Origin of the sequence: Pedobacter sp. AK017, assembly GCF_014200825.1 — a bacterium.
Classification (GTDB): Bacteria; Bacteroidota; Bacteroidia; order Sphingobacteriales; family Sphingobacteriaceae; genus Pedobacter; species Pedobacter heparinus.
The window spans coordinates 77,942-96,301 of record NZ_JACHCW010000011.1 but is presented as its reverse complement, the minus strand read 5'-3'; the positions used below and the strand labels follow the sequence as shown (position 1 = coordinate 96,301).

The following is an 18,360-nucleotide window of genomic DNA, read 5'->3' as shown; positions in this document are numbered from 1 at the left end:
ATAAACAGATGAAAAATATATATGTATCCATAATTGGCAGTATAATGCTCTTTTCCTCCTGCCAGAAATTATTAGATGAAGATGTTAGAAATCAAATCTCCAATCTTTATTATACCACACCCAGCGGCGTGGAAGACGGGGTAAAGGCCAGCTACAGCTATCTGCGAAACTGGTATGGCAAGCAAGGGTCAGCCTGGTTAACGATGTATGGGGATGAATATACCAATGGAGCTGCCGATGCCACAATGAATGGTTATACTTCTGGTCTGAACTCATCTTATTTAGTGGTCAGAGATGGCTGGAACCAAACCTATACGGCCATCAATACCTGTAATGCAGTTTTGGCTGCGGCAGAAAAAGTGAATATGACTGAGCAATTAAAAAACACCAGAATCGGTGAACTCAAATTTTTGCGGGCTCATTATTTCTTTCTCCTTGTTCAAACCTATGGGGCTATTCCACTGCCTTTGACACCAACTACAAGTGCTTCGAGTGTGGCCACCAGGACACCGATTGCTGAAGTTTACAAAGCAATTGTTGATGACCTGATTTTTGCTGTAGCCAATTTACCAGAAACTACCTCTGACTATGGCCGGGCAACTTCACTTGCTGCCAAACATGCTTTAGCTAAAGTGTATTTAACCCGGGCCGGTACAGCAGTTAAAGAAGCTACAGATTATGCCAAAGCGGCAACTCTGGCAAAAGAGGTAATTGCATCTGGCAAATATTCTTTATTACCCGATTTTGCAGCAATATTTGCACAAGGGCCCGGAGGAAGGAACAACGAGGTTATATTTGCCTGTCAATATGATGTGAACCAGCTCACCGGTGGTACAGCTGGAAATCTTGGAAATCAGACACATCTCTTTTTTACCACAGATTATACTTCCCAGCCGGGCATGGTACGCGATGTAGCTAACGGACGGCCCTACAATCATTTCAGGCCAACCAATTTTATGTTGGGACTGTACAACAAACAATATGACTCCCGTTTTAGCAAGTCGTTTAAAACGGTATGGTATTGTAACAAGCCAGGAAGTTATACCATCAGTGGTAAAACTGTAGCTATGGCATTGGGTGATACTGCCGTGGTGATGACAGATTACGAACCTACCCAGGCACAAAGGAATGCCGCAAAATATACGATCATCTCACCCAGTCAGCAACACAATACCCTGTTTCCCCAATCTTCAAAACACATAGACGGATTAAGGGCTGATGTTAACAATATAAATGGTGTAAAAGATGTGCTTATATTTAGGTTAGGTGAAACTTATCTTATTGCTGCTGAAGCATTACTGATGGACGGCAAGGCTGGAGATGCGGTGTTCTATGTGAATGAACTGAGAAAAAGAGCTGCCATTGTTTCTTCCGATCCTGCTGTAACAACCGCTAACAGGCAGGCCATGGAGGTAAGTGCTTCGGACCTTAACATAGATTTCATTTTGAATGAAAGGGCCAGGGAGCTTAACGGGGAGTATATGAGGTGGTTTGATCTGGTAAGAACAGGCAAATTATTGGAACGCGTGAAACTATACAATACACTTGCTGCACCTAATATTAAATCCTATCATGTGTTGAGGCCTGTTCCACAAACCCAGATAGACAGGGTTATTGGTGGGGCAAGTGCTTTCCCTCAAAACCCGGGATACGACAATTAGCATTCAACCTAAAAAATGGCAAGGAGACTTTTTATAATTATCTTACTTATACAATTGGTGCCTACAGGTGTTGCATCGGCTTTTGGTCAGCATAAAAGCAGCCCTCAGGTATGGGCAAAAGATATTAAGACCATCACAGAACGCCTTGCTGAAGATTATCTGGCTGAAGGGGTTGATTACCATAAAGTTGAAGCGGTAGTTTCATCTTTAAAACAGGACGGCAGCTGGCCTGGTATTGATTATGTTACCGTTTCAAATGATTTCCCTGCCGGGCTTCACCTTAAAAAGCTGATGCTCATGGCCAATGCGTATGCCAGGCAAGGCAGTGGTTTTTATCGCAACAAAGAACTAAGACAAAAAATCCTGCTCGGGTATAATTACTATCTGGATAAAAAGCCAACATCAAAAAACTGGTGGTACAATGATATAGGTGCCCAGCAGGATTATATGGCAGGCTTGATCTTGATGAAGGGCCAGATTGCAAATGCAGACCTTATCCGTTATGCTTCTTATCTAAAGGACCTTACAGACAATCCTGCCCACAGGGGTATGAACAGGATATGGGTGTCGGCCATTACCATTGCCAAAGGATGCCTGGAAAACGACTATTTATTAGTCGGCAAAGGCTTCCAAAGTGTAGCTGCTACCCTGGTAATCGCAAACGAACAAGGCATAGAGGGCATAAAAACCGACAATAGTTTTCACCAGCACCGGCCACAATTGTATTCAGGCGGATATGGGATGGGCTTTGCAGAAAGTACAGCAAAGTTAATGGCCCTTTCTGCAAATACCTCTTTTCATGCTACCTTCTCTGCCGAGAAAAAAAGAATATTTTCAGACCTGCTCTTGTACGGACACCAGCTTTTCAGTTATCGTGGGGCGGTCGACTTTGGAACTATTGGCAGAAATATCGCCCGTCCAAATTCAATAAGTCCCATCAGTCTGGTAACATTAGATCAGATGATGGTCATCGACAGTCAGCGGAAGTCGGCATTCCGGGATTGGAAATCCCATATACAAGGAGCGGCTTTCCCCAAACCTTTTCTGGGGAGCAGGTATTTCTGGAAGTCAGACATCATGACCTACCATGGAGAAGACTACTATCTGTCGGCAAAAGTAATCTCTACCCGTACCAACGGAACGGAAATGTTAAACGCTGAGAACCTGAAAGGATATAACCTTCCATTGGGGGCAACCAATATCATGAAGACAGGAGGAGAATATAAAAATATCTTTCCCATATGGGACTGGACACGTGTTCCCGGCACTACTGCAGTGATGAACCAATCGGCTACAGTATTGCCCTGGTATTTGTTTGGAACAAATGAATTTGCAGGAGGGATTAGCAATGGCGAAGCAGGCGTAATTGCTTATGAGCACAGCTATAATGGCGTACAGGCAAAAAAGGCTTATTTTTTTGTGGATGGCTCTATGCTTTGCCTGGGTGCAGGTATCAATGCAATCAGAACACAGCAGGTGGTCACCTCAGTTAATCAATGTTATCAGGATGGCGAGGTGGTTACTGGTGGAAAAGGCAATGTAGAAGGAACCCGCTTTACAGATAGCCTGAGCACCTCTAAAGGCGTGGAACTTCATTGGGTTTACCATGCCGGTGTGGGCTATATCTTTCCTGCCGGAGGAAACCTTACCCTGAAGAACGCTGTGCAGACTGGCTCCTGGAAATCCATCAATCAAAGTGGAAGTGAGGAGCTCATCAGCAAACCGGTTTTTAGTCTGTGGCTTAACCATGGCACAGCTCCATCCGAAGACAGTTACTGTTATATCGTGCGCCCGGAGCGTTCTTTAGAAAGCTTTAAAAGTCATGTTCATGCAAATGGCTTTATAATCCTTAAAAATGACAAGAATATACAGGCCGTAAAATATGGACATAGCTATTTTGTTGTATTTTACAAACCGGGAGCAGTTGATCTCGGAAAAAATCTGCAGGTTTCTTCAGATTCAAAAGCAGTATTCATGATGGAAGAGAAAGAGGATGGTTATCAGTTGTCGCTTGCAGATCCTACCCATCAGCAAAAAGAAGCGAACTTATCCTTCAGCTTATTAAAAGATGCAGCTGCCCCCTCTCAGGAAAATGGTACAACAAGACTTAACTTTATATTTCCACAGGGTGACGATCAGGGTAGTGCCGTAAACAGATTTTATAAAAAATAAATTGACAATTGGTTTTAAATGCAGCCCGTGTAAATTAGTTAGTAAATAGAAGACAATGGTTAAAAAAGTATCGGGAGTGATGATCGCTTGCCTTTTATGTGTGGCTGCCGCGGCCAAGGTGAACATACCGGCCAACAGTGATTCCGTATTAAAGATGATGAGTAAGGTAGCCAATTGGCAAATGAAAGAATGGGAAGAGGGCAGGATCATCAAACTTCCTAAAACAGAATGGGAAAATGCTGCGATGTATACAGGTTTTGTCGCCTTGAAACAAATCGACAATCGGCCGGCCTACGATCGGTTTTTGTACAATATTGGAGAAGAGTTGAAGTGGAACACTGGAAAAGTCAGGCTCTTTGCCGACGATTATGCCATTGCCCAGATGTATACAGCAATGTATATGGAACATCGGGCGCCTAAAATGATTGCCAAATGGATGGCGCTTGCCGATACCATTGTAAATAAACAATTTAACGAACCTTTAATGGTCGTGCCGGGAATTAACCACCGGGAATGGGCCTGGTGTGACGCCCTCTTCATGGGCCCTCCTGGAATGGCCATGCTCTCCAAAGCAACAGGAGACCCGAGATACCTTAAAAAAGCAGATACGCTGTGGTGGAAAACTTCCGGATATTTATACGACAGGAAAGAAAGCCTGTATTACCGCGATGCAAGATTTTTTGAACGAAGGGAGGCCAATGGTAAAAAGGTTTTTTGGTCGAGGGGCAATGGTTGGGTACTGGCAGGCCTGGCCAGGATGATGGACAATATGCCCGTTGATTTTGAAAACAGGAAAAAATATGAGCAGCAATTTAAAGAGATGGCAAAAAAAATAGCAACTATACAGCAGCCAGATGGCAGCTGGCATGCCTCTTTGTACGACCCCCTTACATTTAGTCTTAAAGAATCCAGTGGTACCGCATTTTTTTGTTATGGACTTGCATGGGGCATAAACATGGGTTTACTGCCTAAGAAGAAGTACCTTCCAGTAGTAGAAAAAGCATGGGAAGCTTTGCTTTCTGCTGTCCATCTTGATGGAAAGCTGGGCTATGTACAGCCCATAGGAGATAAACCGGTAAAAGCAGGCTATGAAAGCACTGATGTTTACGGTGTGGGTGCTTTTTTGCTTGCCGGATCTGAATTGTATAAGCTATACAGATAATAACGGGATGAAAAATAGATTTAAACTGTTAATGATAATATTTCTTGGATTCATTTATAGTTGCAGGACTGAGAAAAACTTTAATATACTTGACTTTGGAGCCGTCCGGGACGGGAAGACCTTAAACACCGCCGCTATTCAAAAGGCAATAGATGAATGTAGCAAAACGGGCGGACGGGTTGTAATTCCGAAAGGTGTTTACCTGTCAGGTACTTTATATATGAAAAGCAATGTAGAACTACATATTGAGGAAGGGGCGATACTTAAAGGCAGCGCTTCTTTTAAAGATTATCCTGACAACAAAGTGACCTACAAAAATGCCTTTACACATTTTGAAGACGGAAAACTTTATGCTAATAAAGCATTTATTTTTGCGGAAAATGTGAGTAACATCTCATTTACTGGTAAGGGAACTATTAACGGCAGTGGCGACAGTCCCGAATTTAATCTTGGAAATGACGATACGTCTATAAGCCGTTCAAGACCCTGCATGTTGCTAATTATTGACAGCAAGCACATTAAGCTGAATGATTTGACTTTAGAGAACTCAGCATACTGGCTACAAAACTATCTGGGCTGTGAATTTCTTGAGCTAAAAGGTTTAAAGATTTATAACCAGTCAAACTATAATCAGGATGGAATGGATATTGACGCCAAACACGTACTGGTAGAAGGCTGTACCTTAGATGTTGATGATGATGGTATTTGTTTTAAAAGTCATGATCCGAAACGAATTGTAGAAGATGTGGTGGTCCGAAACTGTAAGATATCCAGTAACTGCAATGCCATTAAATTTGGCACCAAATCTATGGCCGGATTAAAAAATGTCAGCATATCAAATTGCAATATACAGAAAGCCTCTGCTGACCCCATCAGACATTGGCAAAAGACATTAAAATTTATAGACCAACCCATAACGGTAATTTCAGGCATTGCACTTGAAGCTGTAGACGGAGGTATAATTGACAGCATCAGCATTTTTAATATCACGATGAAAGACGTACAAACACCCCTATTTATTGTATTGGGTAATAGAGGTAATAAGCCAATGGGCGATAAGAATTTCTACAATACCTCTGCAGGCAATACAGCACAACAAGCTGTAGGAAAAATAAGTAATATTCAGCTTAAAAATATCAAGGCGACAAGTCATAGCAAAATGGCCAGTTCTATAACGGCATTTCCAGGCCATTACATAGAAAATATAACACTAGACAACATTGCATTTAACATTATGGGAGCAGGAACCCAACAGGAAGCCATTACCCCATTGATAGAGAACCCGGGTGCATATCCAGAAAACAGGATGTACGGACTGGCCTATCCTGCAAGCGGATTTTTTATACGGCATGTAAAAAACCTATCTTTAAATCACATCAAATTAAGTGTCAGAAAACCCGATTATCGTTCATCTATAATTTTGGATGACGTATTGGGAGTTAACATAAGCAATGTAAATTTACCGGTGCCTGAAGGAAACACCGCTGCTATTGGTTTAAAAAACAGTAAGAATATAAAAGTCATCAATCCTGTTTTTAAATCTGAAAACCAACCATTGATACAACTAGATGGCACAGCTGAACCTGAAATTGCCATTGCCGGGTTTAAAAAATATAAAGGATGGCTAACGTCTTTATAAAAAACGGTAATATTTATCCATACGCTTATGACAAATTTTTCCTGTATCGCTAAACGCATCACTTCTTTTTTGATGTTGTTTCTTTCCTGCAGCCCCTTTATAACAGCACAAGTAAAATCCAGGACCATTGTTTACCCCAGGGGCTCTTTTGATGCCGACTGGATAAGCTGTCCGGATGTAAATTTAAAAAGTTATGGTGTGTTTCATATGCGAAAAGTATTTGAACTGACTTCCAGGCCTAAACAGTTTGTTGTGCATGTCTCGGGTGACCAGCGTTACCGTTTGTTCGCTAACGGTACTCCAGTATGCTTTGGCCCTGCCCGGGGCGACTTAAGGAACTGGAACTATGAGACCATAGATATCGCACCACATTTGAAAACGGGTAAAAACGTGCTTGCGGTACAGCTGTGGAATATGGGGTCCGGAGCTCCGGCGGCCCAGTTAACTTATCAAACAGGGTTCATTTTACAGGGGAACAGCAATGCCGAGCAAATGGTCAATACAAATAATAGCTGGCGTATTATTGAAAATAAGGGCTACTTTCCTGAGCCGTTTCCTCCCTCAAGATTGGCTTCATATATTGTTGGCAGCTGTGACAGTGTGGTGTTTAAAAATTACCCTTTTGGATGGCAAAATATTAATTATGATGACAAGAGTTGGCTAAGCCCTGTTTCTGAAACTAAACCAAGATACTATACTGAAAAGCGTTCGCTGATACCCCGCAGCATTCCGATGATGGAGGAAAAAATTGAACCCATTACTGGCATTGTTCGCATTTTAGGAACAGACACTTCGGCAATTTTAAACTCATTTAATAAAAATGGATCAATCACCATTCCCGCAAATACCAAAGCAACAATTCTTTTTGATAGAAAAACACTCACCACAGCGTATCCTGAAATAACATTTAGTAAAGGAAGTAATGGAAAAGTGAAGATCACTTATGCAGAATCGTTATTCAATAGCGAGAACTTGAAAGGGAACAGAAATGAGATAAAAAACAAAACCATTAAAGGGTATTACGATGTATTTCTGCCCGATGGCGGAACAGCCCATACATTTAGACCTCTATGGACACGTACTTTTCGATACATACAATTTGACATCACAACTGGCAGTGAACCGATGGTGATCGACAAAATGCAATCGGTATTCACTGCCTATCCATTTAAAGAGCATGCATTTTTTACGTCAAACGATAGTACTCTGCACGAAATATGGGATGTTAGCTGGCGCACCGCCCGATTATGTGCTAACGAAACGTATATGGACTGCCCTTATTATGAGCAGTTGCAATACGTAGGCGACACAAGGATACAAGCCCTGATTTCATTATATGTTTCGGGAGACGACAGGCTAATGAGAAACGCTATTGAACAATTCCATCAGTCACAAATTCCTGATGGATTGACTATGGATGCCTATCCTGCCGGGGGTGGTAAATTTATCCCACCCTTTTCTTTGTTCTGGATAGCAATGCTTCATGATTTTTATTGGTATCGCGATGATGAGAAATTTATTGAAAAATACCTCATTCCAATGGAAGCCATTCTGAAATGGTTTGAGTATAGGCTGGATAACAATTCAGGGATGCTTGGTAAAACCGGATATTGGAACTTTGTAGACTGGTCGTTCAGCCCAAAGGGTATCCCATCTGGTGGCCTGGAGGGCAATTCATCAATTTTATCCCTGCAGTATGTGTATGCTTTAGAGCAGGCTGCAGAAATTTTTGCACATGCAAAACAACAGCAAAAGGCTGATTACTACCATAACCTGGGCCAAAAAATTAAAAGGGCGGTCTATGCGCGCTGTTACGATATAAACAACAGATTGCTGGCCGATTCACCCGAAAGGAAAGCCTTTAGTCAGCATGCCAATATCTGGTCGATAATTACAGACTGCATACCCTTTAAAGAGCAGGAGGCTACCATGGAAAGAATCATGAACGATAGCACTTTAACTGCCACGTCGCTTTATTATAGATTTTATTATACGAAGGCGATGAAAAAGGCAGGATTGGGTTCCTTATATTTATCTTCACTCCGTCCCTGGAAGCAAATACTCGACTTAGGGTTCAGTACTTTCCCGGAAACACTTGCGCCTAATGTACGCTCTGATTGCCATGCCTGGAGTGCCGGCCCATGTTACGATTTCCTGGCAACAGTATGTGGAATAGAGCCTGGAACACCTGGCTTTGCTACCGTCAGGATAAGCCCGAATCTGGGCAATCTGAAAGCAGTTTCCGGAGAGCTGCCCCATCCACTTGGACCTATTAAAGTAAGTTACAAAAAAATAAAAGACAGTTCATATTCAGCCCATATTGAATTGCCGGCAAATTTAAATGGTATCTTTATTTCCAAGGGTCAAAAAGTAATTTTAACAGGAGGAAAGCAGGAAATCACATTTAAATATGAATAAGTTACATTATTTAACCGCCACATTGTTTTGTCTGCTGGCAATCGGACTCAGGGCCCAGGAAGTGATACCGCTGTATCCCGATGGGCAGATTCCTTTTGCCAAAGAAGGGGGAGAAATGCCAAAACTGACCGTTTTCCAACCTGCCCGAAACCTGGCGAAAGGTACAGCGGTTATCGTTTGTTCCGGAGGATCCTATGGAGGCCGGGCCAACAGGGTTGAAGGCATCCCTGCCTGTAACAAACTGATGGAAGCAGGCATTACTGCATTTCTTTTGGACTACCGGCTGCCAAAAGCAGAAAGAATGGAACGTAAGGAAATTGTGCCTTTAACAGATGCGCAACGGGCCATCCAATACCTGAGGGAACATGCGGGCCAGTATAAGATCGATCCTTCCCGTTTGGGGATAATGGGCTTTTCTGCAGGGGGGCATCTGGTGTCAACTGTGGGTGCCCGCTTTGCTGAATCGGAACTCTATAACCCGAAAAGCACTTCATTGCGGCCCGACTTTATGGTGCTGGTCTATCCGGTAATAAGTTTTGCAGATTCATTGACCCATAAAGTTTCCCGGATGAACCTGCTGGGGCCTGAGATTACCGCAGAAGAAATCAGGGCATACTCCAATGAATTGCAGGTAACCATGCAAACACCGCCCAGCTACCTTAGTTCCGGAATGGATGATAAAATTGTAGACGTAAGAAATAGTCTTTATTTTTCCGCCGCACTGCGGCAGTATCGCATTCCGGTAGAGTTGTTTCTGTACGAGAAAGGGCGTCATGGATATGGTGTGAATAATACCCAAGCACAGGTACAGTGGATGGACGATTGTATCCAATGGATCAAAAAAGAACGTTATAAGAAATGAAAAAGAAATCAATAATATCGGCTTTTCTGTTATCCATCCTCTATATGGTTCCCGGAAGGGCTCAAAACACTCCGGTCGGGTCACCAGTGGGACTGATGTGTGACCTGGTGGCTGCAACAGTTGATGTTCGGCCGGTACTTATATTTAACAAAACACCTGCCTTTAGCTGGGAATTGTCTGCAGAAAAGAAAGGGTTGGTCCAGATAGCTTATCAGCTATTGGTGTCTGATGATCTGGAAGAACTAAACCGGGATGTGGGCAAGGTTTGGGATTCCGGAAAAATAATGAGCTCCCTATCTGCTGGAGTTTTGTTAAAAAATACCACACTGAAACCAAATACACGCTATTATTGGAAAGTTAAGATATGGGATAGCCAGAAGGCGGCGAGCCCCTACTCCAGGGCCGTATCATTTCTAACGGGCGATACGCTGTCCGCTTATAAAAATCCCTCTTATCCCTTACAAATTACCGAACAGCAGCCGGTTTCATTAAAGGCAATCGGCAAAATTTACCAGGCCGATTTCGGCAAGGATGCTTTTGCACAGCTCAAACTTCAGCTGTCTTCAACATTTGGAGGTGATACCGTATTTGTACGTTTGGGCGAAATTTTGGATAAGGATGGCAACATTGACCGGAAGCCCCCTGGAAAAATCCGTTATGCACAATATGTTCTGGTATTGCAAAAAGGTACACACACCTACAAACTCAGTATTTATAAAGATAACATCAATACCAGGCCTGCCGCCATTAAAATGCCTGCTTATGTTGGCGAGGTAACCCCATATAGATATTGTGAAATCGAAGGTTATAAGCAGCAAATACAAAAAGAGTCATTAACCAGATTGTTTGTCCACTATAAATTCGATGACGAAGGCTCATCCTTCCATAGTTCTGATTCCACCTTGAATGCCATATGGGATTTATGTAAGTATTCGATAAAGGCAACGTCTTTTACAGGGATGTATGTAGATGGCGACAGGGAACGTATCCCCTATGAAGCAGATGCTTACATCAACCAGCTCAGCCATTATGCGGTAGACAAAGAGTTTACAATAGCACGTAATTCACACGAATACCTCATTACACACCCTACCTGGCCAACGGAATGGAACCTTCAATCTGTTTTAATCGCCTGGAATGATTACCTCTATACCGGGGATATCCGCTCCGTAGCTTATTACTACAAAGACCTCCAGGCCAAAACCCTCCTTTCATTAACCGATTCAACAGGACTGATCAGTACGTTAAACGGGCTATTGAATGACGATGTTAAAGCTTCGATACATCTGAAGGATGCAACCTTAAAAGACATCGTCGATTGGCCAAGAAATACCGAAACAGATGGTTTTGTATTTACAAAGTACAATGCGGTAGTCAACGCGTTTCATTATCGGGCGCTTGTGCTCATGGAACAGATCGCAAAGCAGCTGGGTAAAACTTCCGATGCCCGTATGTACCGGAAAAGTGCAGCCAATGTTAAAGCCGCATTCCAAAAAATGTTTTTTGACCCGGCCAGGAATATTTTTGTTGACGGTACTGGTACCGATCACGCTTCATTGCATGCAAACGCCTTTGCTTTAGCCCTGGGCTTGGTAAACGATCAGCATAAGAACAGCGTTATGGCTTTCATCAGGTCGAAAGGCATGGCCTGTAGTGTTTATGGAAGCCAGTTTTTATTGGACGGGGTTTATGATGCCTGCGATGGCGACTATGGTTTGTCGCTGCTTACGTCAAAAACCGACCGGAGCTGGTTCAATATGATTAAAGTAGGCAGTACCATTACACTGGAAGCCTGGGACAATAAATATAAGCCCAATCAGGATTGGAACCATGCATGGGGTGCTGCGCCTGCAAATATCATTTCGCGTAAACTAATGGGTATCGAACCCATAACGCCCGGTTGGACAAGGTTCTCTATAAAACCTCAAATAGGATCGCTGGAGCATGCGCGTATCACCGTTCCTACTGTTAAGGGAAAGATCAAGGTAGCCTATGTACAAAGGAAAGATAGTTTCACTATGGATGTTGAAATACCGGGGAATACTTCGGCCCAGGTAAGCCTCCCGCTTAAAAATGAAAGCAGATACGAAGTTTTGTTAGATGGTAGTCCGGTTAAAACAACCAGGGAAAATCAAACAGTTCTGGTAGACTACTTAGGCTCAGGCAAACATACATTGCATATCGCTTATAAAAAATAATATTTGATCATGTCTATTGCTCATAACCAGTAGCTTGTGTAAAAAATAAAATGTAATAATCGTACTATATTTTGCTTGGATCGTATTAGCAATAACTGTTTTCCTCCATTACATTTGTTTAAACCGAGCGTTGATTTCAATTAACCAAATTATAGTGAAGCTAATTAAATCATTTTTTTGCCTGACTTTATTGGCGGCCTGTACAATCCATACCTTTGGTCAGGCTGGAAAACACCGTCAGCAAAATGAGGGCTTGTCTGCGCTGGAAAAAGGCTTCAAGGTAACACCCGATACGATTCAAACCAGTGTATACTGGTACTGGATGTCGGACAACATTTCAAAAGAAGGGGTGGTCAGCGATCTTAAAGCGATGAAAACTGCGGGCATCAACAGAGCTTTTATCGGGAATATCGGATACAATTCTACCCCATACGGGAAGGTAAAAATATTTTCTGAACAATGGTGGGACATCCTCCACCTTGCTTTAAAAACGGCCGGCGAACTCGGAATAGAGATCGGCATTTTTAACAGTCCGGGCTGGAGCCAGTCTGGCGGGCCATGGATCAGGCCAGAACAGTCCATGAGGTATCTGACCTCATCTGAAACCCTTATTAAGGGCGGGGGCCGGGTGAATGTCTTGCTGGAAAAACCCAAGCCTCAATTTCAGGATGTCAGGGTTGTTGCCTTCAGGGCACCTGAAGGTTACGGCAGCACGCTGGCAGACCTTCGTCCGGTTGTGACCTCTAAGCCCGAATTGCCCCAGCTACAAAATCTGATAGACCGCGATACCTCAACGGCAATTACTATAACAGATGCCAACCAGGTGAGCATAGACTTCCGGACAGACAGGGAGTATACGGCCCGAAGCCTGACAATTTATCCGGCCGCTTACCAGATGATCGCTTCTGCCGAGCTTCAGATCAGGGAAGCAGGCGGTTATCGTACAATAAGATCCTTTGAAATTGACCGCAGGAGAAATGCCTTAAATGTTGGTTTCGATCCCTATGCAGCCATAGTGATTTCTTTTCCGGCAAGTACTTCAACGCACTTCCGCTTAGTTTTGAAAAAAAGCATATTGGCTGGCCAGTCTTTCCCTAAATATGGGATCAGGGAATTTATCCTTTCTTCTGTGCCCAGGGTTGAGCGGTATGTAGAAAAGACTTTTGCCAAAATGGTCCAAACACCCCTTCCTTATTGGAATGAATACCAATGGCCTCAGCAGCCCGTAGTTGGGGATAAAAATTTGTTGATCGAGCCGAAAAATGTTCTGGATGTATCCAGGTTTATGTCGCCAGATGGGAATTTTAACTGGGATGCTCCTGCCGGAGACTGGGTTATTATGAGAATGGGGATGACACCGACCGGGGTAAACAACAGTCCTGCTTCCAGAGAAGGTACGGGCCTGGAAGTTGATAAAATGAGCAAGGAACACCTCAGGTCTCATTTTGACTCCTTTCTTGGCGAAATTTTGAGGCGCATACCAGCCGCTGACAGAAAGACCTGGAAGGTGGTGGTTCAGGATAGCTATGAAACGGGGGGGCAGAACTGGACGGACGGACTGATCGAAAAATTTAAGGCCAGGTATGGTTATGATCCCCTGCCTTACTTACCTGCCTTACAGGGAAAGGTGGTAGGTAACCCGGACATGTCCGATCGGTTTTTATGGGATTTAAGAAGGCTCATTGCAGATAAGGTGGCCTATGATTATGTGGGTGGACTGCGCGAAATCAGCCATCAGAACGGCCTCCGCACATGGCTAGAAAATTACGGTCACTGGGGCTTCCCGGGCGAATTTTTACAATATGGAGGACAGTCGGACGAAATTGCCGGAGAATTCTGGGCTGCCGGGGAATTGGGGAACATCGAAAACAGGGCGGCCTCTTCTGCGACACATATCTACGGGAAAACAAAAGTATCGGCAGAGTCTTTTACCGCTGGTGGCAAACCGTATATCCGCTATCCGGCTTACATTAAACAGCGGGGCGACCGGTTTTTTACTGAAGGGATCAACAATACGCTGCTCCATGTATTCATTCAGCAACCCGATGAAAGGATGCCCGGTGTTAACGCCAACTTTAGTACCGAATTTAACAGGCACAATACCTGGTTCAATTATCTGGACCTGTTTACAGCCTATTTAAAACGATGCAATTTTATGCTCCAGCAAGGAAAGTACGTGGCAGATGTGGCTTATTTTATTGGAGAGGATGCACCTAAAATGACCGGGATAACCGAGCCTGCATTACCATCCGGATATTCTTTTGATTACATCAATGCTGAAGTGATCATAAACCGGCTCTCTGTTAAAAACGGCCGCCTGTTCTTGCCTGACGGGATGAACTATGGCTTATTGGTATTGCCTGCACTGGAAACAATGCGGCCGGAATTACTGGAAAAAATCCGTAACCTGGTAAGTCAGGGTGCTGCGGTTATGGGCCCTGCCCCTAAGCGTTCGCCAAGTCTGGAACATTATCCTTTGGCCGATCAGCTCGTGTCTGCTATGGCAAAAGAACTTTGGGGCAACATTAACGGAACAACCATAACCGCTCACAAATATGGTAAGGGGCAGGTACTTTATGGTATGGATCTTTCCACTGCATTGAACAGGCTTAATATCGTTCCTGACTACAAAACAAATTATACCGATTCTATTCTTTTTATCCATCGGACAACACCCGAGGCCGAGATCTATTATGTAAGTAACCAGAAAAACAAGCCGGTCAGTGTGCTTTCCGAATTCAGGGTGGGCAATAAGCAGCCGGAGCTTTGGGACCCGGTTGATGGCACAACACGTGCCCTGCCCCAATACGAACATAAAAATGGGATAACTACTATCCCTTTAAAGCTGGACAAGCTGCAGAGTACATTTATCATCTTTAAAAAAACCGCCCGCAAAGTACAGCATACCGCAACACTAAATAATCCGGAGGAGCTTACATGGGCAACAATTGAAAAACCCTGGAAAGTAACCTTTGACAGTAAGATGCGCGGTCCTGTACAGCCGGTAATATTTAATGAGCTGCTCGATTGGACGCAGCATACCAATAACGAGATCAAATATTATTCGGGTACGGCTGTTTATCGCAATTCTGTTGAATTAAAGAAAGCCACTACCGCTCAGCACGTTTACCTGAATTTGGGAGAAGTAAAGGTTATTGCCAAAGTAAAAGTAAACGGTGTTGATGTAGGAGGTGCATGGACAGCACCATGGAGGGTAGAGATCACCAAAGCCATAAAACCGGGACTGAACACCATTGAAATAAGTGTGGCGAACACCTGGGTAAACCGTCTGATCGGCGATAGCATGTTGCCGCCGGAAGAACGGAATACCTGGACAAATGACAACCCTTATCACCCGAAAAGTATGCTCGAACCATCAGGATTAAAAGGCCCGGGGTTTATAAGCGTGACTAAATATTAACCTAACCAAATCATGTATGAAATTAAATTTACGATCTCTGCTCCTTGCCATGCTCCCGATTTTTGGCATTGCTTTTGGCGCGGCTGCGCAAACATTGCTGTCGCTGAATAAACCGGCATCAGCATCTACAACAGAAGGTTCCTACTTCGCTGCTAACGCCGTGGATAACAATACGGCCACTTACTGGTCATCAACTTCTAATGGTTATATCCAGACACTCACGGTAGACCTCGGGAGTATTCGGGATATAGACCATGTTGTTATTCAATTTGCCGACGGACGATATGCCGTAACTTTTGATATCCAGGGTTCAACAAATGGAATAACCTGGAATACACTAAAAACAATTCCACCCACTAACAGCCTTTCGCTGCTCACTATAAACGGAACCTATGGTTGGTATAGGTATATCAGGTTTAACGGACGCGGCAGGGCAAATACGGCTGGGTATCGGATTTCAGATTTTAAGGTTTATGGGGATGGGGATCCGACCAGTAGCCAACAGGCAGATATGGATACTGTTGCCGGCAGGCTAATCAGCCAATACTCTAAGCAGGAAAAGCAGGATCTTACCTTTTTCCTTACAACGATGTTGCCTAATGGACAATGGCCTGGTGTAAATTATACTGGTGACAATTGGCCGCGACATACGCTTTGGCTAAATCGCCTGGCACAGGCTTATCGCAATCCGTCAAATGTTTTGTATAATCATCCTGATGTACCTGCCAAATTTATGTTGGCCATGAGACACTTTATCAATGCTAATTACGTGTCATCTAACTGGCATGATAATGAAATACGTTCGCCGAATAATGTGGTGTCGGCTCTGCTGCTGATGAGAGGAGCGATACCAAACGATTCTCTTATGACTTATGCGGCAACTGTAGTTGACCAAACCGATAATTCTGACCACAGAGGTGCCAACCGATCTTGGGTTTCTACAACGATGATACGAAAGGGATTGGTGATGGACAGTTATAAAACGGTTACGAAAGGTTACCAGAGTATGGTTAATGGGTTAAATATTGCCAATATGAGCATAACCGAGGGCATCCGGATGGATAGCAGTTTCCACCAGCATCGAACCCAAATCCAAACAGGCAGCTATGGAATGATATTCGTAGATGATGAGGTGAAGTATCTCAATATCGCTGCGGGAACTAGTTTCAATTCGATTTATACGACAACTTATAAAAACAACCTCAGGGGAGTGATATTAGGTGGCCTTCGCAATCTCAGCTACCGCAACACGCTGGACTTTGGAATTATTGGGAGGTCGGTTAGTGGTGCCAATAGTCTTTTAAATAAGATCTCTGCAGGTTTATTGGATACACAAGCTGTAAATGATCCCGTAAACAATGCGTCTTATCAGAGCTGGAAGGCGCATCTGGCTGGAGCTGCGTTCCCATTTTCAAGGGCGAAACATTTTTGGCTATCGGATATGGTGGTCAGTCGGGGAGCGAATTTCTATATGTCCGCAAAGATTACTTCTTCACGTAATACAGGTACAGAGGCCATTAAGGGGACAAATTTAAAAGGCTGGAATTTGCCTTTCGGTGCAACTAATATCCTGGTTACCGGCAACGAATATGATAACATTTTTCCCAGTTGGAATTGGTCGCGTATTCCTGGTACTACGTCCGAAATGAGCGAGGCAGCCGCATCAACCACCTTTGGAACAGTAGAGGGTTATGTGACTGCCTCCAATGTCTATGGGGGTGGTCTTTCGGTCAACGAAGTAGGGATCATCGCCTTTCAGCAGGACAACAAAAGGGGGGTTACCGCAAATAAAGCCTATTTCTTGCTGGAGAACATGATGGTGTGTGTGGGCAATAGCATTACCGCATCAAAATCGAACGAAATAGTAACAACTATAAATCAGACCAAGTTGGACGGGGCCATTACCATTCGGGACGATGGTTCTACTTATACCTTCTCGGGCGATTCGCTCACAACCAATAAACTAAACTGGGTGAACCATGGACAGGTAGGATATCTGTTTCCTAATGGTGGGTACTTTTCCCTTACAAATAAATCTCAAACGGGTACCTGGGCAAGTCTGGGCGGGGGCACCGGCAGTGTTACCAACCAAATGTTCAACCTTTACGTAAGACACAGCCCTACGCCAACCAACCGTACCTATTATTATATCGTAGCTCCCAATAAGTCTGCCGGTGACATGACGACACTTTACGCCAGTCACGGATTCGAACTGGCAAGTAACACTTCTACCGTACAGGCCATTTACCATAATGGCACCAATAAGCAATACGCTGCAGTTTTCTATGGTGCTGGTCAGGTAACCATGCCAGATGGACTGGTAATCAAATCGGATAAAAAGGCGATAGTGCAGGTCAAGAAATATTCAACAAATTACCGGATCTCTGTTTCAGATCCGGAGTATACCGGCTCCAACATTACCATTACGCTTAACCTGCACTTAACCGGTGCCGGCACATCTTATGCGGCCGGAGAAACTGCCATCAACCTGTCTATGTATTCCGGAGATGAAAAAGGGAAAACGAATACAGGTTTTTATAACATTGTTAACGATGGATCGCTTATGGCTAAATCCGATCAGCAGAACAATGAAATCATGCTTTATCCTAATCCTGCTACTTCAACACTTACAGTTAAGGGTGTTTCTAAAGACGCGAAAATTGAGGTTTATGACCTGTGGGGCCGTAAATATAAAACGGTGACCGGGAATTCGGTAGAGGTAAGCGAGCTGCAAAATGGGCCTAATTATTTTCTGAGAATTTACGATAAGGGCAAAGTTATCCGGAAGCAGTTCATCAAAGAGTAATTTTATCAGTAATTTACATTT

The 18,360-nt window shown here is 43.7% G+C and carries 9 protein-coding genes; all 9 read left to right on the top strand.

Annotated elements, in window-relative coordinates; genetic code table 11:
• The first annotated feature begins 8 nt into the window (after positions 1-8).
• The 9 genes from HDC92_RS16545 (at position 9) to HDC92_RS16505 (ending at position 18,339) form a co-directional block, all read left to right on the top strand.
• Positions 9-1,661, top strand: a complete 1,653-nt coding sequence (locus tag HDC92_RS16545) for a RagB/SusD family nutrient uptake outer membrane protein (RefSeq protein ID WP_183876128.1) — start codon at positions 9-11, stop codon at positions 1,659-1,661.
• A 15-nt stretch (positions 1,662-1,676) separates the two neighbouring features.
• On the top strand, positions 1,677-3,833 hold the full coding sequence (locus HDC92_RS16540) for a polysaccharide lyase family 8 super-sandwich domain-containing protein (RefSeq protein ID WP_183876126.1): 2,157 nt from the start codon (positions 1,677-1,679) through the stop codon (positions 3,831-3,833).
• 55 nt (positions 3,834-3,888) lie between these two features.
• Positions 3,889-4,995, top strand: a complete 1,107-nt coding sequence (locus HDC92_RS16535) for a glycoside hydrolase family 105 protein (RefSeq protein WP_015809777.1) — start codon at positions 3,889-3,891, stop codon at positions 4,993-4,995.
• Positions 4,996-5,026: 31 nt separating this feature from the next.
• Entirely contained in the window at positions 5,027-6,634 is a 1,608-nt protein-coding gene (locus HDC92_RS16530) for a glycoside hydrolase family 28 protein (protein ID WP_183876123.1), read from the top strand.
• 27 nt (positions 6,635-6,661) lie between these two features.
• On the top strand, positions 6,662-9,052 hold the full coding sequence (locus tag HDC92_RS16525; RefSeq protein WP_183876121.1) for an alpha-L-rhamnosidase C-terminal domain-containing protein: 2,391 nt from the start codon (positions 6,662-6,664) through the stop codon (positions 9,050-9,052).
• A complete protein-coding gene (locus HDC92_RS16520; RefSeq protein WP_183876119.1) occupies positions 9,045-9,914 on the top strand; it encodes an alpha/beta hydrolase in 870 nt (289 codons plus the stop codon). Before HDC92_RS16525 ends, HDC92_RS16520 begins: the two co-directional genes overlap by 8 nt.
• On the top strand, positions 9,911-12,112 hold the full coding sequence (locus HDC92_RS16515) for a family 78 glycoside hydrolase catalytic domain (protein WP_183876118.1): 2,202 nt from the start codon (positions 9,911-9,913) through the stop codon (positions 12,110-12,112). The genes HDC92_RS16520 and HDC92_RS16515 overlap by 4 nt, the downstream gene beginning before the upstream one ends.
• A 154-nt stretch (positions 12,113-12,266) precedes the next feature.
• Entirely contained in the window at positions 12,267-15,533 is a 3,267-nt protein-coding gene (locus tag HDC92_RS16510; RefSeq protein WP_183876116.1) for a glycosyl hydrolase, read from the top strand.
• 16 nt (positions 15,534-15,549) lie between these two features.
• Positions 15,550-18,339, top strand: coding sequence for a polysaccharide lyase family 8 super-sandwich domain-containing protein (locus HDC92_RS16505; RefSeq protein ID WP_183876114.1), 2,790 nt, complete (start codon positions 15,550-15,552; stop codon positions 18,337-18,339).
• Positions 18,340-18,360 lie beyond the last annotated feature (21 nt).